This is a genomic window from Halorubrum lipolyticum DSM 21995, assembly GCF_000337375.1.
Lineage (GTDB): Archaea > Halobacteriota > Halobacteria > Halobacteriales > Haloferacaceae > Halorubrum > Halorubrum lipolyticum.
In genome coordinates this window covers 104,239-130,141 of sequence record NZ_AOJG01000018.1, presented here as the reverse complement: position 1 = coordinate 130,141, position 25,903 = coordinate 104,239, and the positions used below count along the sequence as shown (strand labels likewise).

Sequence of the window (25,903 nt, the reverse complement as noted above, 5' to 3'; positions counted from 1 at the left end):
GTATGCCGGTCAAAGAGTTCAAACTGCCCGACGTGGGCGAGGGCGTCGCCGAGGGCGAACTGGTCACCTGGCTGGTCGCGCCCGGCGACCGCGTCGAGGAGGACCAGCCGGTCGCCGAGGTCGAGACCGACAAGGCGCTCGTCGAGGTCCCGTCGAGCTACGACGGGACCGTCGAGGAGCTGTTCGTCGAGGAGGGCGAGATGGTCCCCGTCGGCGACGTGATCATCTCGTTCCGCGTCGGCGAGGAGGGCGCCGGCGACGAGGCGGCCGCGCCCGACGAGAGCGAGACCGCGGGCGACGACGCGGAGCCGGAACCGGCCGCGGCCGCCGACGCCGCGGGATCGGACGCGACCGACGCCGAGCCCGACACGCCCTCGGGCCGGACCTTCGCGCCGCCCTCGGCCCGCCGGCTCGCCCGCGAACTGGGCGTCGACATCGCGGCCGTCGACGGGAGCGGTCCCGGCGGCCGGATCGGCGAGGCCGACGTGCGAGCGCACGCGGAGGGCGGCGCCGGCGGTGCCGACGCCGCAGATTCCGGCTCCGACGAGGCGCCGGCGCCGACGCCGATCGACGCCGGATCCGGCGGCCGCAAGTCGGCCGTGAAAAAGCGCGGCGACGACGGGTCCGCCGAACCTTCGGCGACGACCGCCGCCCCGTCCGCCGCCCCCGAACCCGCCGGCCGCGAGACGACGCTCGCGACGCCCGCGACCCGGAAGGTCGCCCGCGAACTCGGCGTCGACGTCGACGACGTGCCGACCGACGCGACCCGGGACGGCGAGGCGTTCGTCACCGGTGACGACGTTCGGGCCTACGCGGAGGCGCTGGAGTCGGAAACGGCCGACTCGGCGGCCGAGTCGGCGCCCGAACCGAGCCCGGTCGACGTCTCGGCGAGCGGGGACGCCGCCGGCGCCGGCGGAGCCGCAGGGTCCGCGGCCGAACCGAGCGCGTCCGGTTCGACCGACGAGACCATTCCCTACCGCGGGGTGCGGCGCACCATCGGGAAGCAGATGGAGCGCTCCGTGTACACCGCCCCGCACGTCACCCACCACGACACCGCCGAGGTCGACGCCCTCGTGGAGGCCCGCGAGGAGCTGAAACCGCGGGCGGAGGAGCGCGGCGTCAAGCTCACCTACATGCCGTTCGTGATGAAGGCGATCGTCGCGGGCCTGAAGGAGTACCCGTCCCTCAACAGCGAGCTCCGCGAAGAGGACGAGGAGATCGTGTTGAAAAAGGAGTACAACCTCGGGATCGCCGTCGCGACCGACGCGGGGCTGATGGTGCCGGTCGTCGAGGACGTCGACGAGAAGGGGCTCTTCGAGCTGGCCGCAGAGGTCAGGGACCTCGCCTCGCGCGCCCGCGAACGAAAGCTCAAGCCGGCGGAGATGAAGGGCGGCACGTTCTCGATCACGAACTTCGGCGCCATCGGCGGGGAGTACGCCACGCCGATCATCAACTACCCGGAGACGGCCATTCTGGGGCTCGGCGCCATCGAGGAGCGCCCGGTCGTCCGCGAACGAGACGGAACGAGCGAGGTCGTCCCGGCGCCCACCCTGCCGCTGTCGCTGTCGATCGACCACCGCGTCATCGACGGCGCGGTCGCGGCCGAGTTCGCGAACACCGTGATGGAACACCTTGAACACCCGCTGCTACTGTTGTCACACTAATGGTCGTCGGAGACATCGCAACCGGAACGGAGGTACTGGTGATCGGCGCGGGACCGGGCGGCTACGTCGCCGCCATCCGCGCCGCACAGGAGGGACTGGACACGACGCTCGTCGAGAAGGACGCCTACGGCGGTGCCTGCCTGAATCGCGGCTGTATCCCCTCGAAGGCGCTGATCACGGGCTCGGGGCTCGCCCACGAGGCCGGCAACGCCGAGTCGATGGGGATCCACGCGGACCCCGCCGTCGACATGGGGAAGATGGTCGAGTGGAAGGACGGCGTCGTCGACCGGCTCACCGGCGGCGTCGAGAAGCTCTGTAAGGCCAACGGCGTCAACCTGATCGAGGGGACCGCGTCGTTCGCCGACGAGCACACCGCCCGCGTCGCCCACGGCGGCGAGGGGCAGGGCTCGGAGTCGATCGAGTTCGAACACGCGATTATCGCCACGGGGTCTCGGCCGATCCAGATTCCCGGCTTCGAGTTCAGCGAGGACCACGTCTGGAGCTCCGCGGACGCGCTCGACGCGGACTCGGTCCCGGACCGGCTCGGGATCGTCGGCGGCGGGTACATCGGGATGGAGCTGGCGACGACGTACGCGAAGCTCGGCGCCGAGGTGACGGTCGTCGAGATGCTCGACGATATCCTTGACCCGTACGAGGACGACGTGAAGCGGATCGTCCGCACGCGCGCCGAGGAGCTCGGCGTGGAGTTCCACTTCGGCGAGGGCGCAAGCGAGTGGTCGGAGGGAGCGGACGGCGGCTACCTCCTCCACACGGAGACCGAAGGGGGTGAGGAGTCGACGTACGGCGTCGACAAGATCCTCGTCGCGGTCGGCCGCCGGCCGGTGGCAGACGGGCTCGACCTGGACGAGGCCGGGATCGAGACGGACGACCGCGGCTTCATCGAGACGGACGACCGCACCCGAACCGCAGTCGAGCATATTCACGCCGTCGGCGACGTAGCGGGCGACCCGATGCTCGCGCACGCGGCCTCCAAGGAGGGGATCGTCGCCGCCGAGGTGATCGCGGGCGAGCCGGCCGCGATGGACCAGCAGGCGATCCCCGCGGCCGTCTTCACCGACCCCGAGATCGGGACGGTGGGGCTGACCGAAGACGAGGCCGAGGTGGAGGGGTTCGACCCGGTCGTCGGCGAGATGCCGTTCAACGCCTCCGGGCGCGCGATGACGACGGGCCACACCGAGGGGTTCGTCCGGATCGTCGCCGACGACGAGACCGGCTTCGTGCTCGGCGCGCAGATCGTCGGCCCGGAGGCCTCGGAGCTGATCGCCGAGGTCGCGCTCGCGATCGAGATGGGCGCGACGCTCGAGGACGTGGCCGCGACGGTCCACACCCACCCGACGCTCGCGGAGGCGGTGATGGAGGCCGCGGAGAACGCCCGCGGACAGGCGATTCACACGCTGAACCGGTAGGGCGGTAGAAATCGGCGGACCCGGTGCCCGTCTCTCTTCTTAAGCGGACGCGTCGTAGCCCGCCTCGGTCACCGCGCTCACGAGCGCGTCCGGATCGGCGTCGCCCTCGACGGTCGCCGAATCGCTCTCGCGGTCCGCGGTCGCGCGCTCGACGCCGTCGACGCCCTCGAGCGCCTCCGTGACGCTCTGTTCGCAGTGGCCACACGACATCCCTTCGACGGTGATGGTTCGGCTCATGACGAGGTATGGTAGGGCGGGCGGAGGTTTGTCGCTTTCCCCTTCGAGATAGGGGTTCACACCCTGGTTCGACTTTGGAATCCGAACCGAACCGCCCAACTGTCTTATATATCGGAGCCGTACCGGGACGCATGCGCGACCTCGACGAGACTGACCTGGAGATCCTGTCGCTGCTGGCCGCGGACGCTCGGCGCCCGTTCAGCGAGATCGGCGAGCGCGTGGGACTGTCGGGGCCGGCGGTCTCCGACCGCGTCACGCGGCTGGAGGAGACCGGCGTCATCGAGGGGTTCACGGTCGACGTCGACCGGACGAAGCTCCGGGCCGGAGTTCCCGTGTTGATCGACGTGGATCTGCCCCCGAACCGCCCCGAGGCGCTCGACGCGGCGCGGGATCGGGTGCGAGACGCCGACGCCGTCGAGCACGTCTTCGTCACGGCCGAGGGCGACCTCCGGGCGTACGCCCGGGTCGACGGGCGGACCGCGCGAGAGTGGGTCGCCGGGCTGTTCGAGGGGGTCGCCGTCGACGACTACGCGGTCACGCTGGTCGACGAGTTCGAGTGGACGCCCTCGATCGAGGGCGTGGAGTTCGCGCTGACCTGCGCGGAGTGTTCGAACACCGTCGATAGCGAAGGCGAAACGGCGCGGATCGACGACGAGGTGTACCACTTCTGCTGTCCGTCCTGCCTGTCGCGGTTTCGAGAGCGGTACCAGCGACTGGAGGAAGGGGCGTAATCTGGCAGATGGACCGTTTATAAGTTGTTTTGGTCGGGAACCACCTCCAAAGCCCCAGCCGTGAGGGCGACGCACGCTCGATGCGCGCTTCAGTCGCTCGCGTTGCTCGCTCCCTCCAGTGCTTACGTCGCCTGCGTCGCCCTCACGGCTGCCCCTTTGATCCCCGCCCCGCACAGCAACCGCACCTCACGCCTCCCCAGCCTCGTCACCGGCGCTACGCGCCGGTTGCAAGCGAGAGCTTCGCTCTCGCCCTGTCGGTGGTCCTCCGCGTTGCTCCGGACCACCGACTCCCTCGTGCGGTCTGCTCGCGGCCTTCCGGCCGCTCGCAGGCACACGCCACCGCCTACATTTTTAAATCGATGTCGCCGACCCCCTCGCTTTCGCTTTCTTCTATCTTCCTCCCGCACCGGTTTCCTTGGAATCCAAGATTTCGACCCACTCGGAGCCATGGTCTCGAAGCAGAAAACCGCCTAAGGGTGGGACACGTAGGAGTAGGTATGCCAACGCGAACAGCCCACCTGAACGTCACCGGGATGTCCTGCGCCAACTGCTCGGCGACCATCGAGGACGCCCTCGACGACCTCGACGGGGTGGCGTCGGCGAACGCCAACTACGCCACCGACGAGGGGTCGGTCGAGTACGACCCCGAGGAGGTGTCGCTCGGCGAGATATTCGACGCGATCGAGGCCGCGGGCTACGGCGCGGTCAGCGAGACGGTCTCCGTCGCGATCACGGACATGTCCTGTGCGAACTGCGCGGAGACCAACGCCGAGGCCCTCGAGTCGACGCCCGGCGTGATCGAGGCGACGGTGAACTACGCGACCGACGAGGCGCAGGTGCGGTACAACCCCGCCGACGCCTCCCTCGGAGACCTCTACGACGCGATCGAGTCGGCCGGCTACTCGCCGGTCCGAGAGGGACGCGGGAGTAGCGGGGAGAGCGGCGACGGCGAGGCGTCCGGTGAGGGCGCGGGCGAGAGCGGCGACTCCGGACGGGACGCCCGCGACGCCGCCCGCGAGGCCGAGATCCGCAAGCAGCTCCGCCTGACGCTCTTCGGGGCGGTCCTCTCCGCGCCGCTGCTGCTGTTCATGGCCTGTCTCTTATACACATCTCTNCTTCGGGGCGGTCCTCTCCGCGCCGCTGCTGCTGTTCATGGCCGACCACCTGCTGCTCGACGGGGCGCTCTTCCCGGAGACCGTCTTCGGCGTCCGGATCGGCTGGGTGCAGTTCCTGCTCGCGACGCCGGTCCAGATCGTCCTCGGGCGGCCGTTCTACAGGAACTCCTACAAGGCGATCGTGACGAACGGGCGCGCCAACATGGACGTGCTGATCGCGCTCGGGTCCACCACCGCGTACGCGTACTCGGTCGCGGTCCTCGCCGAGCTGGTCGCCGGCAGCCTCTACTTCGACACGGCGGCGCTCATCCTCGTCTTCATCACGCTCGGGAACTACCTTGAGGCCCGCTCGAAGGGACAGGCCGGCGAGGCGCTCCGGAAGCTCTTGGAGATGGAGGCCGATCAGGCCACGCTCGTGGACGAGGACGGGACCGAGCGGGAGGTCCCGATCGACGAGGTGACGGTCGGCGACCGGATGAAGGTCCGTCCGGGCGAGAAGATCCCGACGGACGGCGTCGTCGTCGACGGGCAGAGCGCGGTCGACGAGTCGATGGTGACCGGCGAGTCGGTCCCCGTCGAGAAGGCGGACGGCGACGAGGTGATCGGCTCGACGATCAACGAGAACGGCGTGCTCGTCGTCGAGGCGACCAAGGTCGGCGCCGACACCGCGCTGCAGGGGATCGTCCGGACGGTGAAGGAGGCGCAGTCGCGACAGCCCGACATCCAGAACCTCGCGGACCGCATCTCCGCGTACTTCGTCCCCGCGGTCATCGTCAACGCGCTGCTGTGGGCGGCCGTCTGGGTCCTCTTCCCCGAGGCGCTCGCCGGCTTCGTGAACGCGCTCCCGCTGTGGGGACTCGTCGCGGGCGGGCCGGCGGTCGCCGGGGGCGCCGTCTCCGTCTCCGAGTTCGCGCTCGTCGTGTTCGCCTCGTCGGTGCTCATCGCCTGCCCCTGCGCGCTGGGGCTGGCGACGCCGGCCGCGACGATGGTCGGTACCACCATCGGCGCCGGACACGGAGTCCTCTTCAAGGGCGGCGACGTGCTCGAACGCGCCAAGGACGTCGACACCGTCGTCTTCGACAAGACGGGGACGCTCACCCGGGGCGAGATGGAGCTGACGGACGTGGTCGCGTTCGACGCCGACGGCGGCCTCGTCCCCGACGGGGGCGCGGCGCAGCTGTCGGGGTCCGACGACGGAGACGACCCGGACGCGGGCGGCGACCGCGACGCGGAGCGCGAGGTGCTCCGGCTCGCCGCGATCGCCGAGCGCGGCAGCGAACACCCGCTCGCGCGCGCCATCGTCGACGGCGCCGAGGAGCGCGGGTTGGACGTCACCGAGCCGGACGCGTTCGAGAACGTCCCCGGTCACGGAGTGCGCGCGACGGTGGAGGGCGAGGAGGTCCTCGTCGGCAACCGGAAGCTGCTGGCCGACGAGGGCGTCGACGCCTCGCCCGCGGCCGAGACGATGGAGCGTCTCGAACGGGAGGGGAAGACGGCGATGCTCGTCGCTCGCGTGCCCGCTGGCACGAACGACGGCGAACTGATCGGCGTCGTCGCCGACGCCGACACGGTCAAGCCGAGCGCCGCCGACGCCGTGGCGGCCCTCCGCGAGCGCGGCGTCGACGTGATGATGATCACCGGCGACAACGAGCGCACCGCCCGCGCCGTCGCCGAGCGGGTCGGCATCGCCCCCGAGAACGTCCGGGCGGGCGTCCTCCCTGAGGACAAGTCCGACGCCGTCGAGGAGATTCAGGCCGACGGTCGACAGGCGATGATGGTCGGTGACGGCGTCAACGACGCTCCCGCGCTCGCGGTCGCACACGTCGGGACCGCCCTCGGAAGCGGGACGGACGTCGCGATCGAGGCCGCGGACGTGACGCTGATGCGCGACGACCCGCTCGACGTGGTGAAGGCGATCCGCATCTCGGACGCGACCCTCCAGAAGATCAAGCAGAACCTCGTCTGGGCGCTCGGCTACAACACGCTGATGATCCCGCTCGCCTCGCTGGGCCTGCTCCAACCCGCGCTGGCCGCCGGGGCGATGGCGCTGTCCAGCGTGAGCGTGTTGACGAACAGCCTGCTGTTCCGCCGGTACGAGCCCGATCACGACTACCGGCTGCTCGGCCGGCTACGGTGAGCGAGGGCGACGCTCCGCTCACGGCTCGCCTCTCGTCACGCGGTACGTCCGATCGACGTCTGTTATTTATGTCTGAGAGCAGGTGTCGGTAGCCCCGACTCCGTCGACGCGTCACCTGCTCGGTGATGACCGCGCGGTCGGCCGTCTGTGGCCGATCCGGTGAGAGGGTAATTGATCCCCGTCGTCACCGTCAGGTGCCGTCCTGTGAGGCTTCTGGTGGTCAGTCCTGTGAGGCTTCTGGTGGTGGACACTCGACTGCCGAATAGTAATTTAATATAGCGGTATCTAATTTAAATAGACTCTCCCGCCTCAGTTCCCGATCGACGGCGACGACCGCTTCGCCCATCGGATCGGGTCCTTGAGCGGCGATCGACCGGCTTTTTCCCCGCGGTGCCGTCAGATCGGGTATGGCCGACGAGTTCGACCCCGAGAAGTTCGAGGACAAGTACGCGAACTACTTCAACGAGCTCCAGCGGGCGTACAAGAACGCGTTCAACCAGATGAACGACCGGTACGACTCGGAGCTGATCCACGGGATCGACCAGACGGTGCTCAACGAGTCCGAACCGTTCTACGAGGACGGCGAGTTCCGCGTCGAGCTCCCCGAGAACCCCCGCGAGCGCATCCGGGGGGCGGTCCCCGTCGACGACGAGACGTTCGAGGAGACGCTCGACGAGTACGTCGACCGGATCGAGTCGGAGCTGTACCGGACGCTCGGCGTCGACCGGCCGGAGTGACCGGTCGTTCGGTTTGTTCACCGCCTAACGCGCCGGTTCTCACGGATCGCGTCTCGTCGAACCAAAGGCATAAGCCGCCCGGACGCGAATTCGCGGGCATGAGCACGGACACGACTGACGCGGACAACGACCTCCGCGAGCGGATCACGAACTTCCTGCGGCGCAACTTCCCGCAGATCCAGATGCACGGCGGGAGCGCCGCCATCAGCCACCTCGACCGCGAGAGCGGCGAGGTCACGATCCAGCTCGGCGGCGCCTGCTCCGGCTGCGGTATCTCCCCCATGACGATCCAGGCGATCAAGTCCCGGATGGTCAAGGAGATCCCCGAGATCGAGACGGTCCACGCCGACACGGGCGCCGGCGCGGGCGCGGACGGCGACCTCGGCGGGACCAGCAGCGGCGGCATGTCTCCGTCTTTCCCGGGCGAGACGACAGACGACGGCGGCGACGACGAAGGCCCCCAGGCCCCGTTCTGAGCGGTTCTCCCGATCTCGCGGCCTCGTTCTCTACCGTTTTCGCACTCAGGTAGCTCTTCGCTCGTTATTTCGGTATCTGAAGCCCCTCTCGTTGATTCGGTGTTAACATGGTTGAGCCCTGTCGCGTCTATTTAAATCACATTTCGCTATATTAATCTCCGATCGCGGCGCGACTGAAGGCTTTTTGCCCTCGGCGGTCGTGGACGATTCCTATGCACCATCGGGAAGTCGAGCCGACGGCGGAGTACGTCGCGCGCTTCGAGACGGGCGCCGACTGGCGCGAGGAGATCGAGGACCTCGCCCGCGCGGAGGACGTCGAGGCGGGCTGGTTCACGGCGCTCGGGGCCGTGCAGGACGCGGAGGTGTGGTTCTACGACCAGGAGGAGACCGAGTACCAGTCGGTGACCTTCGACGAACCGCTGGAGGTCGCGGCCTGCGTCGGCAACGTCTCGCTGCTCGACGGCGACGTGTTCGCGCACACGCACGTCGTGCTGTCGCGACCGAGCGGGCAGGCGCTCGCGGGGCACCTCGACTCCGCGACCGTCTGGGCCGGCGAGTGCCACCTGCGGGCGTTCGCGGAGCCGCTGGAGCGCTCCCACGACGCGGCTACCGACCTCGACCTATGGCTCTGAGGCGGGGCGCGCGGCGATGAGGCCGGACGACGAGCGCTACTTCGCCCGGATCGAAGACCGGCTGGACGAGGCGTGGGACGTGGCCGAGGCCGCCAAGGAGCAGGGCCACGACCCGAAGCCGGAGATCGAGATCCCGATCGCCCGCGACATGGCCGACCGCGTCGAGAACATCCTCGGGATCGACGGGGTCGCGGAGCGCGTCCGCGAGCTGGAGGGCGAGATGTCCCGCGAGGAGGCGGCCTTAGAGCTCGTCACCGACTTCGTCGAGGGGACCGTCGGCGACTACGACTCCCGCGCCGGCAAGGTCGAGGGCGCGGTCCGGACCGCGGTCGCGCTGCTCACTGAAGGGGTCGTCGCCGCGCCGATCGAGGGGATCGACCGCGTCGAACTGCTGGAGAACGACGACGGCACCGAGTTCGTCAACGTCTACTACGCCGGGCCGATCCGGTCGGCGGGCGGGACCGCACAGGCGCTCTCGGTGCTCGTCGCCGACTACGCCCGGTCGCTGCTCGGTATCGACGAGTACAAGCCCCGCGACGTTGAGGTCGAGCGCTACGCCGAGGAGATCGCCCTCTACGACAAGGAGACGGGACTCCAGTACACGCCGAAGGACAAGGAGTCGAAGTTCATCGCACAGCACATCCCCATCATGCTCGACGGGGAAGCGACGAGCGACGAGGAGGTCTCGGGCTTCCGGGACCTCGAACGCGTCGGAACCAACTCCGCGCGCGGCGGGATGTGTCTCGTCGCCGCCGAGGGGATCGCGCTGAAGGCCCCGAAGATCCAGCGCTACACCCGAGACCTCGACGAGGTCGACTGGCCGTGGCTGCAGGACCTGATCGACGGGACGATCGGGAAGGACGGGGGCGGCGCGAGCGACGAGGACGCCGGAGAGGCCGACGGAGCGGCAGACGGTGACGGCGATTCGGAGGCGGACGACGGCGAGGGAGACGGGAGCGACGGGGACGGTGCGGACGACGGGTCCGTCCCCGATTCGGGAGGAGCCGAGCCCGACGGTCCCCTCCGCGCGAAGCCCTCCCAGAAGTTCCTCCGGGACCTGATCGCGGGCCGGCCCGTGTTCACCCACCCGAGCGAGTCGGGCGGGTTCCGGCTCCGGTACGGTCGCGCGCGCAACCACGGGTTCGCGACCGGCGGGGTCCACCCGGCGACGATGCACCTCGTCGACGACTTCCTCGCGGCCGGCACCCAGATCAAGACGGAGCGGCCGGGGAAGGCCCACGGGGTCGTCCCGGTTGACTCCATCGAGGGGCCGACGGTCCGCCTCGCGAACGGCGAGGTCAGGCGGATCGACGACCCCGAGGAGGCGAAGGAGATCCGGAACGGCGTCGAGAAGGTGCTCGATCTCGGCGAGTACCTCGTCAACTACGGCGAGTTCGTCGAGAACAACCACCCGCTCGCGCCCGCCTCGTACGTCTACGAGTGGTGGGTCCAGGAGTTCTCGGCCGCCGGCGCCGACGTGCAGGCCATGCGGGACGACCCGCACGTCGACCTCGAACACCCCGAGGTCGACGAGGCGCTCGCGTGGGCGCGCGAGTACGACTGCCCGCTCCACCCGGAGTACACCTACCTCTGGCACGACGTGTCGGTCGAGGCGTTCGAGGCGCTCGCGGACGCGGTCGCAGACGGCGACGTGGTGGAAGGCGTCCTCGCGATCGAGCGCACGGAGACGACGCAGCACGCGCTGGAGTCGCTGTTGGTCGAGCACGTCGCGACGCCGGACGCGCTCCGGGTCCCGACGTGGCGCCCGCTCGCGCGGTCGCTCGGTGTCGACGACGGGCTCCGGAAGACGTGGGAGGAGGGCGACCTCTCCCCGGCGGCGCGCTCGTGGGACGACGGCGAGAACGCGGTGAAGGCGGTCAACGAGGTCGCCCCCTTCGAGGTCCGCGAGCGCGCGCCGACCCGGATCGGCAACCGGATGGGCCGCCCGGAGAAGTCGGAGAGCCGCGACCTCTCGCCGGCGGTCCACACGCTGTTCCCGATCAACGAGGCCGGCGGCCCGCAGCGCGACGTGGCGGAGGCCGCGAGCGTCATGGACGACTCCGGCCACCGAGGGCGACTGGAGGTGGAGGTCTCCGACCGCGTCTGTCCCGAGTGCAACGAGCACACGTATCGGGCGCGGTGCCCGGACTGCGAGGTCCACACCGAGCCCCACTACGAGTGCGGCGACTGCGGCACCGTCTGCGAGCCCGACGAGGCCGGCCGCGTCGAGTGCCCGCGCTGCGAGTGGGAGGTGCGGGCGGCGACGTACCAGGAGGTCGACCTCAACGACGCCTACCGCTCCGCGCTGGCGAACGTCGGCGAGCGGGAGTCCGCCTTCGAGATCCTCAAAGGGGTGCAGGGGCTGACCTCGCGGAACAAGACCCCCGAGCCGATCGAGAAGGGGGTCCTCCGCGCGAAGAACGGCGTCACGTCGTTCAAGGACGGCACGGTCCGCTACGACATGACCGACCTCCCCGTCACGTCGGTCCGGCCCGAGGAGCTCGACGTCACCGCCGATCACCTCCGGGAGATCGGCTACGAGACCGACATCGACGGCGAGCCGCTGCGGCACGACGACCAGCTCGTGGAGCTCCGCGTGCAGGACATCGTCCTCTCCGACGGCGCCGCGGAGCACATGCTGAAGACCGCGGACTTCGTCGACGACCTCTTAGAGCAGTTCTACGGGCTCGACCGCTTCTACGAGGTGAACGAGCGCGACGACCTCGTCGGCGAGCTCGTCTTCGGGATGGCTCCCCACACGAGCGCCGCGACTGTCGGGAGAGTGGTAGGTTTCACATCGGCCGCGGTGGGATACGCTCATCCGTACTTTCATGCCGCTAAACGCCGAAATTGCGATGGTGACGAAGATTGCGTAATGCTGCTCATGGATGGTTTACTTAATTTTTCCAAAACTTTCTTGCCAGACCAGAGGGGTGGGCGCATGGACGCGCCCCTCGTGATGTCCTCGCGGATCGATCCGTCGGAGATCGACGACGAGGCGCACAACGTCGACATCGCGCGGGAGTACCCGCGCGAGTTCTACGACGCGACGCTGGAGATGGCCGACCCGGAGTCGGTCGAGGACCTGATCCAGATCGGCGAGGACACGCTCGGGACCGACGAGGAGTACCACGGGTTCGGTCACACCCACGACACGACGGACATCGCGATGGGACCCGACCTGTCGGCGTACAAGACGCTCGGCGACATGATGGAGAAGATGGACGCGCAACTGGAGCTGGCCCGGAAGCTCCGCGCGGTCGACGAGACCGACGTGGCCGAGCGCGTGATCGAGTACCACTTCCTGCCGGACATCATCGGGAACCTCCGGGCGTTCTCGCGACAGGAGACGCGGTGTCTCGACTGCGGCGAGAAGTACCGTCGGATGCCGCTGTCGGGCGACTGCCGCGAGTGCGGCGGTCGAGTGAACCTCACCGTCCACCAGGGGTCGGTGAACAAGTACGTCGACACCGCGATCGAGGTCGCCGACCGGTTCGGCTGCCGGCCCTACACGAAACAGCGGCTGAAGGTGTTAGAGCAGTCGCTCGAGTCGATCTTCGAGGACGACACCAACAAGCAGTCGGGCATTGCGGACTTCATGTGACGCGGTCGGGCGTCTCGTCGAGCGCCGGTCGAGTGCGGTTCACCACTCGCGGCCGCCGACCCGGACGACGGCGCCGCAGCCGGCGCACTCGTAGACCGGCAGCGGATCGTCGGCCGGATTGAAGACGACGAGCCGATCGGAAGCGGTCGACTCGCCGCAGCGGACGCAGTGGCCAGTTCCGCTCGTCATCGTCGGTCGCTCATACCCCCTAGACGCTCGCTGACGGCATAAACGGGTATTCGGGGTCGACTGTCAGATCCGGGTGGACGCGTGTTTCGGTGGACGCGTGTCTCAGTCGTCGTCGCGCGCGTCCTCGACCACTTGCACGAACTCGCGGGCGGTCTCGGTGATCGACTCGTAGTCGCCGCGCTCGGCGGCGTCGTAGTCGACGAGGGCGCCGCCCGCGCCGACCGCGAACGCGCCGGCCTCGATGTAGTCGGCGGCGTTGCCGGGGCCGACGCCGCCGGTCGGCATCATCGGGATCTGGCCGAGCGGGCCCTTCATCGCGCCGAGGTGGGCCGGGCCGACGGTCTTCGCGGGGAACACCTTCACGAAGTCGGCGCCGGCCTCGTAGCCGCGGACCGCCTCGGTCGGGGTCATCACGCCGGGCGCGCTGACCGCCCCGTACCGGTTGCACGTCTCGATCACGTCCTCGTGCAGGCTCGGGGAGACGACGAACTCCGCGCCGGCCATCAGCGTGGTCCGGGCGGTCTCGCTGTCGAGGACCGTGCCGGTGCCGACGACGACCTCGTCGTCGAAGGAGCCGGCGACCTCGCCGAGCTTCTCGGCCACGTCGGGCGTGTCGGCCGTGATCTCGACGGCGGTGACGCCGCCCTCGCGGAGCGCCTCCGTGATCCCGATGAGCTGGTCGGCCTCCACGCCGCGAAGCACCGCGACGACGCCGCTGTCGACGAGCCGTGAGAGCGTCTCGTTCATACGCGTCCGTTTCCGAGCGGCTACTTAAATCCGTCCGGAGCTAGCGCGGTGCGTGTCACCATGACGCTAGGGCGATTCGTGTCACCGTGCCTCGTCTCGGATCGTGCGACCGATCGGCACGAAATCGACGGCGATCCGGGGTGATCCACGGTGAAACGGCCGCGGCGAAACACTACCCTTTTGACCCTGCTGTCGGTAACGAACGGTATAATGGGCCGACGCAAGAAGATCGTTCAAGAGTGCGAGCGGCTGATGGACACGCCGGAGAACATCCGGAACATCGCCATCGCCGCCCACGTCGACCACGGCAAGACGACGCTCTCCGACAACCTGCTGGCCGGTGCCGGCATGATCTCCCAGGACACCGCGGGCGAGCAGCTCGCGATGGACACGAAGGAGGACGAGCAGGAGCGCGGCATCACCATCGACGCGGCGAACGTCTCGATGACCCACGAGTACGAGGACACCAACCACCTCATAAACCTCATCGACACGCCGGGCCACGTGGACTTCGGGGGCGACGTCACCCGCGCGATGCGCGCGGTCGACGGCGCGCTGGTGGTCGTCGACGCCGTCGAGGGCGCGATGCCCCAGACGGAGACGGTGCTCCGGCAGGCGCTCCGCGAGGGCGTGAAGCCGGCGCTGTTCATCAACAAGGTCGACCGCCTCATCTCCGAGCTCCAGGAGGGGCCCCAGGAGATGCAGGAGCGGCTGATGTCGGTCATCGCCGACGTCAACGAGCTCATCCGCGGGATGGCCGAGAACATGGACGACATCCCCGAGGACTGGACCGTCTCCGTCGAGGACGGCACGGTCGGGTTCGGCTCCGCGCTGTACAAGTGGGGCGTCTCCATGCCGTCGATGCAGCGGACGGGCATGGACTTCGGCGACATCATGGAGCTCGAGCAGAACGACAAGCGCGAGGAGCTCCACGAGCGGACGCCGCTGTCGAACGTCGTGCTCGACATGGTCTGCGAGCACTTCCCGAACCCGGTCGACGCTCAGCCCCGTCGTGTCCCGCGCATCTGGCGCGGCGACGCGGACAGCGAGCTGGCCGACACGATGCGGATGGTCAACGAGGACGGCGAGGTCGTCTTCATGGTCACCGACATCTCGATGGACCCGCACGCGGGCGAGATCGCGACGGGCCGCGTCTTCTCCGGCACGCTGGAGAAGGGCCAGGAGCTGTACGTCTCCGGGACCGCCGGCAAGAACCGCATCCAGAGCGTCGGGCTGTTCATGGGGTCCGAGCGCGAGGAGGTGGACCGCGTCCCGGCGGGGAACATCGCGTCCGTCACCGGGCTGCGTGACGCCATCGCCGGCTCCACGGTCTCCTCCGTCGAGATGACGCCGTTCGAGTCGATCGAGCACATCTCCGAGCCGGTCATCACGAAGTCCGTCGAGGCGCAGAACATGGACGACCTGCCGAAGCTCATCGAGACGCTCCAGCAGGTCGCGAAAGAGGATCCGACGATCCAGATCGAGATCAACGAGGACACGGGCGAGCACCTCATCAGCGGGCAGGGCGAGCTCCACCTCGAAGTGATCACCCAGCGGATCCGCGACAACCAGGGCATCCCGGTCATCACCGGCGAGCCCATCGTGGTCTTCCGCGAGCAGCCCCAGGAGGCGTCCCGGGAAGTCGAGGGGCAGTCGCCGAACCGCCACAACAAGTTCTACCTCACCGTCGAGCCGATGGCCCAGGAGATCGTCGACGCCATCCAGCTCGGCGAGGTCTCGATGGACATGCCCGAACTGGAGCGCCGCGAGGCGCTCCAGGAGGCCGGCATGGACAAGGACACCTCGCAGAACGTCGAGGACATCCACCGGACCAACATCCTCATCGACGACACGAAGGGGATCCAGCACCTCAACGAGACGATGGAGCTCGTCTTAGAGGGGCTCCAGGAGGCGCTCGACGACGGGCCGCTCGCCGCCGAGCCGGTCCAGGGGTCGCTGTTCCGCCTGCACGACGCGAAGCTCCACGAGGACACCATCCACCGCGGTCCCGCGCAGGTCATCCCCGCGGTCCGCGACGCGGTCCACCGCGCGCTGATCGACGGCGAGGTCCGCCTGCTTGAACCGATTCAGGACGTTCGGATCGACGTGCCCTCGGAGCACATGGGCGCCGCCTCCGGCGAGATCCAGGGCCGCCGCGGCCGCGTCGACGACATGTACCAGGAGGGCGACCTCATGGTCGTCGAGGGCATCGCGCCCGTCGAGGAGATGATCGGCTTCTCCTCCGACATCCGCTCGGCCACCGAGGGCCGCGCCTCGTGGAACACCGAGAACGCGGGCTTCCGCGTGCTCGTCGACAACCTCCAGCGCGAGAAGATCATGGAGATCCGCGAGCGCAAGGGGATGAAGCTGGAACTGCCGCAGTCGATCGACTACTTCTAAGTCGACGACGCGGCCCCTTCGATTCAGCGTTCTCCAGAGTCGGTGGAATCCGTCGTAAGTGATAGAACTCGCCTCCCGGACACGGAGAGGGCCGACGCAGCCGCAGTCACTCAAAAAAGGTGACGGTCTCGGTTATCTCGCACCGGAGCGACCCGACCTCGATCCGGCCGCCGACCCCCTTCGTCCACACCTTCTGTATCGGAACGCTCACACGCGATTCCACGGTCGTATCCAGCCCGGTTTCGTCGCTGTCAGCGGGCCCCGAGTAGTTCAGAACGGGATTCACGGCTCCTCGACCGCTTCCGGCGTCGAACGCGTGCCGGATCTCGGCGCTTCCGGAAACCTCCTCGTCCGAGGTGTCCCCGTACGCGTTGGTGTTTGAAAAATACACGGCGCCCTCAGCGTCTCCTTCCGGTCTGATGCGAAGCCAGAGGCGCGGTTGCCCGAGAGTGTAGCTCCAGTCCGGGTCGATGCCGGTGACGGTGGTCTCGTAGCTGACGATACGCAGCCCGGATCCGTCGTAGAACCGGTCGGAGCCGCCGTTCGGCCCCTGCACCGTCAGCGCGAGCGTCCCCTCGACGTCCTCGCCCGTGAACCGATCGGCATCCTCGTCGATGATCGCCCAGTCTCCGGACCCCTCGACAGGGGGCCCCCAGGGGGGACGTTCGTCCCCTGGTTCGGTCGTTTTCATCAGCAGGCCGGCCCCGATCAATCCCGTCGTTGTGAGCGCGACGTACTTCAGAAGCGCTCGTCTGTCGGTGGAGGGCATCGGTTCGGAGCTATCACCGACACTCAAAAATGCTTTTTGCCGCGTTTCGAGGACTCTGACACCTGTCACCGCGTGAGTGTCCAGCCGGAGTCCGTTCTCTCTCGCGTTTTCGTCCTGGCTCTGGGTTACCCTTCTGCTCGCTCCGTGCGGAGAGTTCACGCGGAGAAGAGCGAGGCAACGCATGCCATCGCCGAAGGCTTATACCCGATCCCCCGACTCCTTTCGGGTATGCAGACGGGCACGACTCCCGCTCGCCGCACCGTGACGGAGCCAGCAAGCGACCGCTCCGCAGCGCCGACAGGGTCGTGCCGGACGCCGACCACACCGACCGCGACTCCGGCGACGGTGGGTGTCGACGCCGATCCGACGCGCTTCGCGGAGGTGGCGGCGTGAGCGACGGGATCGACGGGCACCCGGACGACGACCCCGCCCCAGACGGCGGGCACGCCTCAACCGAGTCGTCGACGCACACGGTCCGGCTGGAGCTCGTCGACGAGCCCGGACAGCTGCTCGCGGCGCTCCACCCGATCGCCGACAACGGGGGGAACCTCCTCTCCATCTACCACGAGCGCGGGAACAAGACGCCCCGCGGCCGGATCCCGGTCGAGGTCGACTTCGAGGCGACCCAAGAGCGGTTCGAGGGGATCGTCGAGGCGCTTCGGAGCGAGGGCGTGAACGTGATGCAGGCGGGGACGGAGCGGTACGCAGAGGAAGTGACGATACTGCTCTTCGGTCACCTCATCGACACGGACCTGTCGGACACGCTCTCGCGGATCGAGGCCTGCGAGTCGGCGTCGGTCGCCGACGTGTCGCTGGCAGCGCCACAGGGCACCGAGGAGGCGTCGAGCGCCCGGCTTCGGCTGGAGGCCCGCGCCGGGGAGACGGAGGCGGCGCTCGCGGCGGTCCGGGAGCTGGCCGAGGAGAAGGAGCTTCGGCTGGTCGAGCCGCTCACGGGGGTGGAGGCGTGAAACTCGCCGTCATCGGCGCGGGCGCGGTCGGGCGCTCCGTCGTCGATCTGGCGGGCGAGTACGGCCACGAGGTCGTCGCGGTCGCGGACTCGTCGAGCGCGACCGTCGCGGACGGGGCAGACGGCCGGGGCGTCGGCGTCGATCCCGACGCGGTCGTGGCCCGCAAGGCCGAGCGGGGGATCGTCGGCGACGCGGATCCGGCCGACGCGCTGGCGGCCGACTACGACGCCCTCGTCGAGGCGACGCCGACGACGCTGGGCGACGCCGAGCCCGGGTTCTCGCACGTCCGGACCGCGCTGGAGCGCGACCGCCACGCCGTGCTCGCGAACAAGGGACCCGTTGCGGAGCGGTTCGGCGACCTGCGGGCGCTCGTCGACGACAGCGCCGGCGAGGTCCGGTTCGAGGCGACCGTCGGCGGCGCGATCCCCGCGGTCTCGACCGTCGAGGACATCGAGCCCGGTCACGTCACGGCGGTCCGGGGCGTGCTGAACGGGACGGCGAACTTCATCCTCACGCGGATGGCCGCCGAGGGGCTCGACTACGACCACGTGCTCGCGGAGGCGCAGGACCTCGGCGTCGCCGAGGCCGATCCCTCCTTCGACGTGGACGGCACCGACGCGGCGCTCAAATGCGTCATCCTCGCGAACGTGCTCTCGTTCGGCGCGGCCGACGACCCGGTCGACGCCCGGGAGTTCACGCTCGACGACGCCGACGTGGAGGGGATCCGCGACGTGCCCGGCTCCGCGCTCCGGCTCGCCGCCGAAGACGGGCGGACGGTCCGGCTCATCGGCGAGGCGACGGGCGAGACGGTCCGGGTCGCGCCGCGGCTCGTCCCCGAGAACGGGACGCTCGCGGTCTCCGGAACGCAGAACATCGTCCAGATCGAGACCACTCACGCCGGCCGGCTCAACATCTCCGGGCGGGGCGCGGGCGGTCCGGAGACGGCGAGCGCGGTGCTCGGGGACGTCGGCCGGCTGGAGTAGGGCTCTCGGTCTCGGACCCCGCGCCCGTCGCCCGACCGTGCGTCTCGATGGCGTGCCCCGCGTTGTCGAGAATCGCCCGACGGCGGCGAGATACTCTGTAGTACGTATCGAAACCGTTTTAGTGGAATCTACCGAAACTTACTCACAGAGCGCCTTAGCGCGTGATTACCCCATGAGTGACAAACCGCACCAGAATCTGGCCATCATCGGCCACGTCGACCACGGCAAGAGCACGCTCGTGGGTCGCCTCCTCTTCGAGACGGGGAGCGTCCCCGAGCACGTAATCGAGCAGCACCGCGAGGAAGCCGAAGAGAAGGGCAAGGGCGGCTTCGAGTTCGCCTACGTGATGGACAACCTCGCCGAGGAGCGCGAGCGCGGCGTCACGATCGACATCGCCCACCAGGAGTTCGACACGGACAACTACTACTTCACCATCGTCGACTGCCCGGGCCACCGTGACTTCGTGAAGAACATGATCACGGGCGCCTCGCAGGCCGACAACGCGGTGCTCGTCGTCGCGGCCGACGACGGCGTCGCGCCGCAGACCCGAGAGCACGTGTTCCTGGCCCGCACGCTGGGCATCAACGAGCTCATCATCGGCGTCAACAAGATGGACCTGGTCGACTACCAGGAGTCCACCTACAACGAGGTCATCGAGGAGGTCAAGAACCTGCTCAACCAGGTCCGCTTCGCGACCGACGACACGACCTTCGTGCCGATCTCCGCGTTCGAGGGCGACAACGTCGCCGAGGCGTCCGACAACACGCCCTGGTACGACGGCCCCACTCTGCTGGAGTCGCTCAACGACCTGCCGGAGTCCGAGCCGCCGACGGACGCGCCGCTCCGACTCCCCATCCAGGACGTGTACACCATCTCCGGCATCGGGACCGTCCCCGTGGGACGCGTCGAGACCGGAATCCTCAACACCGGCGACAACGTCTCCTTCCAGCCGTCCGACGTGGGCGGCGAGGTGAAGACGGTCGAGATGCACCACGAGGAAGTGCCCAAGGCCGAGCCCGGCGACAACGTCGGGTTCAACGTCCGCGGCATCGGCAAGGACGACATCCGTCGCGGCGACGTCTGTGGTCCGGCCGACGACCCGCCGAGCGTCGCCGAGACGTTCAAGGCGCAGGTCGTCGTCATGCAGCACCCCAGCGTCATCACGGCCGGCTACACCCCGGTCTTCCACGCCCACACGGCGCAGGTCGCCTGTACGATCGAGTCCATCGATCAGAAGATCGACCCGTCGTCCGGTGAGGTCGCCGAGGAGAACCCGGACTTCATCAAGTCCGGCGACGCCGCGGTCGTCACCGTGCGCCCGCAAAAGCCGCTCAGCATCGAGCCGTCCGGCGAGATCCCGGAACTCGGCAGCTTCGCCATCCGCGACATGGGTCAGACCATCGCGGCCGGCAAGGTGCTCGAAGTCAACGAGCGATAATCGATGCAGCAGGCACGCGTCCGCCTCGCCGGCACGAGCCCCGAGGACCTCGACGACATCTGCGACGACGTCCGCGAGATCGCGGACTCGACGGGGGTCGCCCTGTCGGGCCCGATCCCGCTGCCGACGAAGACGCTCGAGATCCCGTCGCGAAAGTCCCCGGACGGTGAGGGGACGGCGACGTGGGAGCACTGGGAGATGCGCGTCCACAAGCGTCTGATCGACATCGACGCCGACGAACGCGCGCTCCGCCAGCTCATGCGCGTCCAAGTGCCGAACGACGTCAGCATCGAGATCGTTCTCGAAGACTAAGCGCTAGGGCGTCCGTTCACACGCTCTCTTCGTTTTCTTTCACGCTCGCGAGCGCTGCCGCCGTCGCTCGCGTCCGGCGCGGTCCGATACGTCTCCCCGCCCGCTACCGCACGTCGAGCAGTCCCGCGCGTCCGGCGACGAGCCCGCAGAACGCGCCGGTCGCGTGGGCGATCAGCGCGACGCCGGGCGCCGCGGTCGTCGCGGTGAGGACGACGGCGGCGAGCCCGAACAGCGCGAACTGCGCCCGGGAGGAGAGTCGCAGCCGGTCGAACAGCGTCGCGCTCACGACGTTGCCCGCGAGGAGGTACCCGCCGAGCGCGAAGACGGCGCCGCTCAACCCCAACACGGCCGACGGGGGGCCGAGCAGTCCGCCGAGCGTCACCTGCGCGATCCCGGCGAGCGCACCCGTTCCGACGACGAACGCGTGGAATCGGAGGCGCGTCGTCCGGCGCTCGACGAGCGGGCCGACGAGGAGCAGCGCGATCGCGTTCGCCAGCAGGTGGCCGATCGACCCGTGCGCGTACACGCTGGTGACCGCGGTCCACGGCGCGACGGCGAGCGGCGTCGACAGCGCGAACAGACCGGCGAGGCCGACGGCGCTCAACGCGAGCTGTGCGATCCCGACCAGCGCCGCGGCCGCGAGGGTCTCGAACGTGGCGCGCATCGCTCGGTCGTTCGCGCCAGAGCGGATTAAATGGTGACCGTCCGCCTCAGATCACGTCGTCGGGGTCGTGTTCGCCGGCCATCCGCTCGGCCTCGGCGGCGTACCGCTCGCGATCGGCCGGGTCGTCGACGGCGCCGACGTTCTCGGGGGCCGCGTCGACGGCGGCCGTCGTGTCGCGCACGTCGGTGAAGGAGGTGAGCGCCCGCTCCTTGCGGAAGTAGCGCTCGCCGTCGGGCGTGGCGTAGGTGAGGATGACCATGTTCTGCTCGTCGTCGGAGTAGGTGCGCTCGACGAGCCACATCCGGACGCGCTCGGTGTTCGCGTCGGTCTCGACATCGGTCATGTGTTATATTTCGATTTCTACACACAAGCGTATTTCGGTGGCGTCGGACCTCACTCGAAGTGATCGGCCCGCGCGAGGAGGTAGCCGATCACGACGACCGCGAGCAGGATCCGCGCCGCCGGCCCGCCGGCCGCTCCGCCGCTCCCGAGCGCGAACAGCAGCCGGAGGCCGTCGATGAGGGCGCCCGCGCCGAACAGCACCACGGCGAGTCCGAGCGCCCGCGCTCGAAGGCGGAAGAGACCGACCGCGGCCCAACACTCCAGACCGCCGATCGTCGCGAGGAGGACGCCGAAGACGACGAACGAGGTCGGGAGCATCGCGAGTCCGAGGAGGAGGTCGACCGCGCCGCCGAGGAAGGCGAGAGCGGCGATCAGGTACACGCCGTTCGGCGGACCGTCCCGCTGGCGCCGGGTGCCGTGCCCGTCGTCGGCGCTCGAGGACCGGCGGTTCGCTCGCCGCTTTGCGGCTTCTGGGAGGGACATACGCGGCCGAACGGCCGGGTACTCTAAGGGTGTTGTGTCAGGTAGTGCGTCGCGCCGGGTAACTGGGTTATGCCGGGTAGTGCCTCGCGTCGACGGTGTCAGGCGTCGACGGAGCGACGCGGACCGTCAACCTTTTGTTCTTTAGGTCGGCCTAAATCAATGTGTGTACGCTGAACGTCCCGTCGAACGCCGTCGAACGCCGGCAGACCGATGACTGACGGTCGCGTTCGGGGTCGGATCCGAAACCGTCTCTCGCGGGAGCGGCTCACGCTTCTCGGGACGGTCGCCGTTCTCGCGGTCGGCGTCGCCGTCGCGGTCCGCACGCTCGACGCCGACGCGGTCGTGGCGGCGGCGACGGCGGCCGACCCGGCGCTCCTCGGCGTCGCCCTCGTCGCTTACCTCCTCTCGTGGCCGGTCCGCGGTCGCCGGTACGCCGACGTGCTCGCGGCAATGGGCCGTCGCTGTCGGGTCGGGTTCCTCACGGCGACGGTGTTCGCCAGCCAGACCGCGAACCTCGCGATTCCCGCGCGGGCGGGCGACGGAGTCCGCGCGTACCTGCTCAAGGAGCGTCGGAACGTGCCGTACCCGACGGGGGTCGCCTCGCTCGCGGTCGAGCGCGCGTTCGACCTCGTGGCTATCGGCGCGCTCGGAGGCGTCGCGCTCGGGGTCCTCTTCCTGACCGGTCGGTCGCCCGGATCGGGCGAGTCCGTGGGGGCGGTCGCGCCGTCGACCGCGCTCGCGGCCGCAGCCGGTATCGCCGCCGTCGCCGGGACCCTCTCCGTCGTGACCGTCGCCGTCGCCCGGAGCGACCGGCGGTTCGGGCCGGCGCTCCGGGATCGGGCCACGGGGTCGCGCCTCTCGGGGGCAGTCGACGCCGCCGTCCGGTTCGGCTCGTCGGTTCGGGTCGTCGCCGCCGACCCCCGCGGGCTCGGCGCGGTGTTCCTCTGGAGCGCCGTCGTCTGGGCGCTCGACGTGCTCACGGCCGTCCTCGTGCTCGCCGCGCTCACCGGCGGGATCGGCGGGGTCGTGCCGACGCCGACGCTGCTCGTCGTCGGGACGCTCGCGGTCAGCGTCGGCAACCTCGCGAAGGTGCTTCCGCTCTCGCAGGGCGGGATCGGGCTGTACGAGGCGGCGTTCACCGGCCTCGTCGTGAGCGCGACGGGGCTGCCGGTCGAGACCGCGCTCGCGGCCGCGATCCTCGACCACGCGCTGAAGAACGCGGTCACGCTCGCGGGCGGCGGGATCGCGGCGCTTGCACTCGGCCTCTCGCCGACGGCCGGCCCCGCGACGGACGGTGAGTCGGCCCCCTCGGTGCAGGCCGACGGGAGGAGCGTCGCCGGCGAGTCGGGTGCGGAGAGCGTGGGCGGCGCCGAGGCGTCGGCGACCGGGGAGCGCGAGGCGTCGTCCCCCGGACCGTCAGACTTTTAGGCCAGCCTAAAAACATCGGTGTATGGAAGAACGACGCTCAGCGGACCGACACGGAGACATCTGCGTGATCGTTCCCACGATCCGCGAGTACGAGTGCGTCCGCGCGTACGTCGCGAACGCCCGGGAGCACGGGTTCGACACGTCGCGGCTCCACTTCGTGCTCGTCACCGAGGACTTCTGCGACGCTGACGAGATGCGCGCCATGCTCGACGACCTCGACGTCTCCGGCGAGGTGTTCGACGGGACGCGGCGCGAGGAGTGGTACGAGGCCAACGGTATCGCGGAGTACGGCCACGTCGTCCCGGCCGCGAGCCACGCCGAGACGAGCTTCGGGCTCCTCTACATGTGGGCCGACGACGCCTTCGAGTACGGCCTGTTCATCGACGACGACACGCTCCCGCACGACGACGAGGACTACTTCGGGCGCCACATGGAGAACCTCGCGTTCGAGGGCGATATCGAGCGCGTCAGCTCCGACGAGAACTGGGTCAACGTCCTCTATCAGAACGCCGACGAACACGGGCTCTACCCCCGCGGCTACCCGTACTCGGCGATGAACGAAACGGTGGAGACCGACGCGGTCGAGATCGAGTCCGGCGAAGTCGTCGCCTCGCAGGGCCTGTGGACGAACGTGCCCGACCTCGACGCGGTCCGGATCCTGATGGACGGCGACCTAGAGGGACAGGCGCAGACGCGGACGACCGCCGACGACTTCGGGAGCGACTTCGTCGCCGCCCGCGGCGACTACCTCACCGTCTGCTCGATGAACCTCGCGTTCCGCCGCGAAGTGATCCCGGCGTTCTACCAGCTCCCGATGGACGACAACGAGTGGGAGGTCGGGCGCTTCGACGACATCTGGTCGGGCGTCTTCTTGAAGCGCGCCTGCGACGTGCTCGGCAAGCGGATCTACAACGGCGGTCCGCTGTGTGAACACAACAAGGCCGCCCGCTCGACGTTCGACGACCTCCACAACGAGGTCGCCGGGCTCGAGCTCAACGAGCACCTCTGGGAGCTGGTTGATGACGCCGGCGCGGACGCCGACGACTACGCCGCCGTGTACGACGCGATGGCCGACCGGCTCGCCGACAGCGAGTTCGACGAGTACCGGAACGGTGCGTTCTTCACGCACGTCGGCGAACACATGCGCGACTGGCTCGACTGCCTCGACGCGCTCCGTCGGACGCCGGCGGTCGCGGACGACTGAACCGACACCACTAAGAGTATTTAGGTTAGCCTAAAACACATGACGAAACACGCACGAGACGAGGACGGCGTCGATCGACGACGGTTCCTGGCGGCGGCCGGGGGCGTCGGCGTCGTCGGCCTCGCCGGGTGTACGGGCGACGGTGACGACAGCGAAGGAGGCGACGGCGGCGACGGTAACGACGGCGGCGCCGAGTCGTCCATCGGACAGATCGGTTCCGGGCGCGAGGGCCGCGAGGCCCCCGGCGGCACCTCGATGGCCGAGATGCCCGACTTGGAAGGCGAGCTCACGGTCTACTCCGGTCGCGGCGAGTTCCTCGTCGGCGAACTCGTCGGGTACATCGAGGACCAGTACGACGATTTCGACCTGACGGTTCGGTACGCCGGCTCCACCGACCACGTGAACGCGATCGTCAACGAGGGCGAGGGATCGCCGGCGGACGTGTTCTACTCGGTCAACGCGGGATCGCTCGGCGCGCTCGCCGACGAGGGGCGAACGCAGGCGATGCCGAGCGACGTCGCCGAGCTGGTACGCGAGGAGTTCCGTACGGAGCAGTGGATCGGCACGTCCGGTCGCGCCCGGACGGTCCCGTACGACAGCAGCGAGTACGACGAGTCGGACGTGCCCGACGACATCATGGCGTATCCCGAGGAGTTCGACGGCGACCTCGGGTGGGCGCCCTCCTACGGCTCCTGTCAGGCCTTCGTCACCGCGATGCGGCTCATCGAGGGCGAGGACGCCACCCGCGAGTGGCTCGAGGCCGTCGTCGAGTCGGGCATCACACCGTACAACAACGAGTTCGCCACCTGTCAGGGGATCGCGGACGGGGAGATCGACGCGGCGTTCACGAACCACTACTACATCCAGCGCGTCCTCGACGGCAACCCGGAGGCGTCGATCGCCACCGCGTTCACCGGCGGCGACGCCGGCGCGGTGTTCAACGTCGCCGGCGCCGCCATCGTGGACACGGCGAGCGACGCGACGCTCGCCGGGAACTTCGTCCGCCACCTGCTTTCGGCCGAGGCGCAGGACTACTTCGCCCGGTCGACGTTCGAGTACCCGCTCATCCCCGACGTCGAGCCGGTCGGCGACCTGCCGACGATCGACGAGCTCGACGTCCCCGACATCGATCTGACGGAGCTGTCCGACCTCGAGACGACCATCGACCTCATGCGCGACGCCGGCGTCGAGGTCTAGGCTCCGCTCTCACCGACTC

The 25,903-nt window shown here is 69.1% G+C and carries 22 protein-coding genes and 1 pseudogene; 16 read left to right on the top strand and 7 right to left on the bottom strand.

What is annotated here, in order from left to right:
* Positions 1 to 2 precede the first annotated feature (2 nt).
* Positions 3 to 1,664 (top strand): 2-oxo acid dehydrogenase subunit E2, encoded by a 1,662-nt coding sequence (locus tag C469_RS07885; RefSeq protein WP_008005427.1) that lies wholly within the window; start codon positions 3 to 5, stop codon positions 1,662 to 1,664.
* Positions 1,664 to 3,091: a dihydrolipoyl dehydrogenase gene (gene lpdA, locus C469_RS07880; protein ID WP_008005425.1), complete on the top strand. Its 1,428-nt coding sequence runs from the start codon at positions 1,664 to 1,666 to the stop codon at positions 3,089 to 3,091. The genes C469_RS07885 and lpdA overlap by 1 nt, the downstream gene beginning before the upstream one ends.
* A gap of 39 nt (positions 3,092 to 3,130) precedes the next feature.
* On the opposite strand, the gene C469_RS07875 is transcribed toward lpdA, so the two are convergent.
* Positions 3,131 to 3,328 (bottom strand): CopZ family metallochaperone, encoded by a 198-nt coding sequence (locus tag C469_RS07875; protein ID WP_008005423.1) that lies wholly within the window; start codon positions 3,326 to 3,328, stop codon positions 3,131 to 3,133.
* Between the two features lie 131 nt (positions 3,329 to 3,459).
* On the opposite strand from C469_RS07875, the gene C469_RS07870 reads away from it, so the two are divergent.
* The 6 genes and pseudogenes from C469_RS07870 (at position 3,460) to C469_RS07845 (ending at position 12,760) form a co-directional block, all read left to right on the top strand.
* Positions 3,460 to 4,059, top strand: coding sequence for an AsnC family transcriptional regulator (locus C469_RS07870; protein WP_008005422.1), 600 nt, complete (start codon positions 3,460 to 3,462; stop codon positions 4,057 to 4,059).
* A gap of 497 nt (positions 4,060 to 4,556) precedes the next feature.
* Positions 4,557 to 7,311: pseudogene (locus tag C469_RS07865) on the top strand (heavy metal translocating P-type ATPase).
* 407 nt (positions 7,312 to 7,718) lie between these two features.
* Positions 7,719 to 8,048 (top strand): DUF5783 family protein, encoded by a 330-nt coding sequence (locus C469_RS07860; protein ID WP_008005421.1) that lies wholly within the window; start codon positions 7,719 to 7,721, stop codon positions 8,046 to 8,048.
* Between the two features lie 98 nt (positions 8,049 to 8,146).
* Positions 8,147 to 8,524, top strand: a complete 378-nt coding sequence (locus C469_RS07855; RefSeq protein ID WP_008005419.1) for a NifU family protein — start codon at positions 8,147 to 8,149, stop codon at positions 8,522 to 8,524.
* Positions 8,525 to 8,736: 212 nt separating this feature from the next.
* Positions 8,737 to 9,156, top strand: coding sequence for a PPC domain-containing DNA-binding protein (locus C469_RS07850; protein ID WP_008005417.1), 420 nt, complete (start codon positions 8,737 to 8,739; stop codon positions 9,154 to 9,156).
* Positions 9,157 to 9,172: 16 nt separating this feature from the next.
* Positions 9,173 to 12,760, top strand: a complete 3,588-nt coding sequence (locus C469_RS07845) for a DNA polymerase II large subunit (RefSeq protein ID WP_008005415.1) — start codon at positions 9,173 to 9,175, stop codon at positions 12,758 to 12,760.
* A 39-nt stretch (positions 12,761 to 12,799) separates the two neighbouring features.
* Here the strand turns inward: C469_RS07845 and C469_RS17030 are convergent, their stop codons facing one another.
* On the bottom strand, positions 12,800 to 12,949 hold the full coding sequence (locus tag C469_RS17030; RefSeq protein WP_160163063.1) for a hypothetical protein: 150 nt from the start codon (positions 12,947 to 12,949) through the stop codon (positions 12,800 to 12,802).
* A 102-nt stretch (positions 12,950 to 13,051) separates the two neighbouring features.
* Positions 13,052 to 13,696: a bifunctional 4-hydroxy-2-oxoglutarate aldolase/2-dehydro-3-deoxy-phosphogluconate aldolase gene (locus C469_RS07840; RefSeq protein WP_008005414.1), complete on the bottom strand. Its 645-nt coding sequence runs from the start codon at positions 13,694 to 13,696 to the stop codon at positions 13,052 to 13,054.
* A 210-nt stretch (positions 13,697 to 13,906) separates the two neighbouring features.
* Here C469_RS07840 and C469_RS07835 point away from each other — a divergent pair, with 210 nt between their 5' ends.
* Entirely contained in the window at positions 13,907 to 16,096 is a 2,190-nt protein-coding gene (locus C469_RS07835) for an elongation factor EF-2 (protein WP_008005413.1), read from the top strand.
* A 106-nt stretch (positions 16,097 to 16,202) separates the two neighbouring features.
* On the opposite strand, the gene C469_RS07830 is transcribed toward C469_RS07835, so the two are convergent.
* A complete protein-coding gene (locus C469_RS07830; protein WP_008005412.1) occupies positions 16,203 to 16,865 on the bottom strand; it encodes a hypothetical protein in 663 nt (220 codons plus the stop codon).
* Between the two features lie 389 nt (positions 16,866 to 17,254).
* Between C469_RS07830 and C469_RS07825 the strand changes: the two genes are divergently transcribed.
* The 4 genes from C469_RS07825 (at position 17,255) to rpsJ (ending at position 20,566) form a co-directional block, all read left to right on the top strand.
* Positions 17,255 to 17,833 carry an amino acid-binding protein gene (locus C469_RS07825; protein WP_049911153.1) on the top strand — a complete coding sequence of 193 codons (579 nt, stop codon included), beginning with the start codon at positions 17,255 to 17,257 and terminating at the stop codon, positions 17,831 to 17,833.
* A complete protein-coding gene (locus C469_RS07820) occupies positions 17,830 to 18,816 on the top strand; it encodes a homoserine dehydrogenase (RefSeq protein WP_008005410.1) in 987 nt (328 codons plus the stop codon). The genes C469_RS07825 and C469_RS07820 overlap by 4 nt, the downstream gene beginning before the upstream one ends.
* Positions 18,817 to 18,988: 172 nt before the next feature.
* Positions 18,989 to 20,254 (top strand): translation elongation factor EF-1 subunit alpha, encoded by a 1,266-nt coding sequence (gene tuf / locus C469_RS07815; RefSeq protein WP_008005409.1) that lies wholly within the window; start codon positions 18,989 to 18,991, stop codon positions 20,252 to 20,254.
* A 3-nt stretch (positions 20,255 to 20,257) separates the two neighbouring features.
* Positions 20,258 to 20,566, top strand: a complete 309-nt coding sequence (gene rpsJ / locus C469_RS07810; protein ID WP_004048854.1) for a 30S ribosomal protein S10 — start codon at positions 20,258 to 20,260, stop codon at positions 20,564 to 20,566.
* Positions 20,567 to 20,669: 103 nt separating this feature from the next.
* Here rpsJ and C469_RS07805 read toward each other — a convergent pair whose 3' ends face one another.
* The 3 genes from C469_RS07805 to C469_RS07795 are packed head-to-tail and all read right to left on the bottom strand — an operon-like array spanning position 20,670 to position 22,055.
* Positions 20,670 to 21,230, bottom strand: a complete 561-nt coding sequence (locus tag C469_RS07805) for a rhomboid family intramembrane serine protease (RefSeq protein WP_008005408.1) — start codon at positions 21,228 to 21,230, stop codon at positions 20,670 to 20,672.
* Positions 21,231 to 21,276: 46 nt separating this feature from the next.
* Positions 21,277 to 21,573, bottom strand: a complete 297-nt coding sequence (locus C469_RS07800) for a hypothetical protein (RefSeq protein ID WP_008005407.1) — start codon at positions 21,571 to 21,573, stop codon at positions 21,277 to 21,279.
* Positions 21,574 to 21,623: 50 nt separating this feature from the next.
* The gene (locus tag C469_RS07795; protein ID WP_008005405.1) at positions 21,624 to 22,055 is read right to left on the bottom strand and encodes a hypothetical protein; all 432 of its coding nucleotides are present in this window, start codon (positions 22,053 to 22,055) and stop codon (positions 21,624 to 21,626) included.
* Positions 22,056 to 22,265: 210 nt separating this feature from the next.
* On the opposite strand from C469_RS07795, the gene C469_RS07790 reads away from it, so the two are divergent.
* The 3 genes from C469_RS07790 to C469_RS07780 are packed head-to-tail and all read left to right on the top strand — an operon-like array spanning position 22,266 to position 25,884.
* Positions 22,266 to 23,483, top strand: coding sequence for a lysylphosphatidylglycerol synthase transmembrane domain-containing protein (locus C469_RS07790; RefSeq protein WP_008005403.1), 1,218 nt, complete (start codon positions 22,266 to 22,268; stop codon positions 23,481 to 23,483).
* A gap of 22 nt (positions 23,484 to 23,505) precedes the next feature.
* Entirely contained in the window at positions 23,506 to 24,687 is a 1,182-nt protein-coding gene (locus tag C469_RS07785) for a hypothetical protein (RefSeq protein WP_008005401.1), read from the top strand.
* 39 nt (positions 24,688 to 24,726) lie between these two features.
* Positions 24,727 to 25,884 (top strand): extracellular solute-binding protein, encoded by a 1,158-nt coding sequence (locus C469_RS07780; protein ID WP_008005399.1) that lies wholly within the window; start codon positions 24,727 to 24,729, stop codon positions 25,882 to 25,884.
* Positions 25,885 to 25,903: the final 19 nt, after the last annotated feature.

Coding starts and splice junctions, on each gene's coding strand:
- C469_RS07870 (WP_008005422.1), top strand. CDS start 3,460: ATGCGCGACCTCGACGAGACTGACCTGGAGATCCTGTCGCTGCTGGCC.
- C469_RS17030 (WP_160163063.1), bottom strand. CDS start 12,949: ATGACGAGCGGAACTGGCCACTGCGTCCGCTGCGGCGAGTCGACCGCT.
- lpdA (WP_008005425.1), top strand. CDS start 1,664: ATGGTCGTCGGAGACATCGCAACCGGAACGGAGGTACTGGTGATCGGC.
- C469_RS07845 (WP_008005415.1), top strand. CDS start 9,173: ATGAGGCCGGACGACGAGCGCTACTTCGCCCGGATCGAAGACCGGCTG.
- C469_RS07840 (WP_008005414.1), bottom strand. CDS start 13,696: ATGAACGAGACGCTCTCACGGCTCGTCGACAGCGGCGTCGTCGCGGTG.
- C469_RS07850 (WP_008005417.1), top strand. CDS start 8,737: ATGCACCATCGGGAAGTCGAGCCGACGGCGGAGTACGTCGCGCGCTTC.
- C469_RS07805 (WP_008005408.1), bottom strand. CDS start 21,230: ATGCGCGCCACGTTCGAGACCCTCGCGGCCGCGGCGCTGGTCGGGATC.
- C469_RS07795 (WP_008005405.1), bottom strand. CDS start 22,055: ATGTCCCTCCCAGAAGCCGCAAAGCGGCGAGCGAACCGCCGGTCCTCG.
- rpsJ (WP_004048854.1), top strand. CDS start 20,258: ATGCAGCAGGCACGCGTCCGCCTCGCCGGCACGAGCCCCGAGGACCTC.
- C469_RS07885 (WP_008005427.1), top strand. CDS start 3: ATGCCGGTCAAAGAGTTCAAACTGCCCGACGTGGGCGAGGGCGTCGCC.
- C469_RS07790 (WP_008005403.1), top strand. CDS start 22,266: ATGACTGACGGTCGCGTTCGGGGTCGGATCCGAAACCGTCTCTCGCGG.
- tuf (WP_008005409.1), top strand. CDS start 18,989: ATGAGTGACAAACCGCACCAGAATCTGGCCATCATCGGCCACGTCGAC.
- C469_RS07780 (WP_008005399.1), top strand. CDS start 24,727: ATGACGAAACACGCACGAGACGAGGACGGCGTCGATCGACGACGGTTC.
- C469_RS07835 (WP_008005413.1), top strand. CDS start 13,907: ATGGGCCGACGCAAGAAGATCGTTCAAGAGTGCGAGCGGCTGATGGAC.
- C469_RS07875 (WP_008005423.1), bottom strand. CDS start 3,328: ATGAGCCGAACCATCACCGTCGAAGGGATGTCGTGTGGCCACTGCGAA.
- C469_RS07860 (WP_008005421.1), top strand. CDS start 7,719: ATGGCCGACGAGTTCGACCCCGAGAAGTTCGAGGACAAGTACGCGAAC.
- C469_RS07855 (WP_008005419.1), top strand. CDS start 8,147: ATGAGCACGGACACGACTGACGCGGACAACGACCTCCGCGAGCGGATC.
- C469_RS07830 (WP_008005412.1), bottom strand. CDS start 16,865: ATGCCCTCCACCGACAGACGAGCGCTTCTGAAGTACGTCGCGCTCACA.
- C469_RS07800 (WP_008005407.1), bottom strand. CDS start 21,573: ATGACCGATGTCGAGACCGACGCGAACACCGAGCGCGTCCGGATGTGG.
- C469_RS07785 (WP_008005401.1), top strand. CDS start 23,506: ATGGAAGAACGACGCTCAGCGGACCGACACGGAGACATCTGCGTGATC.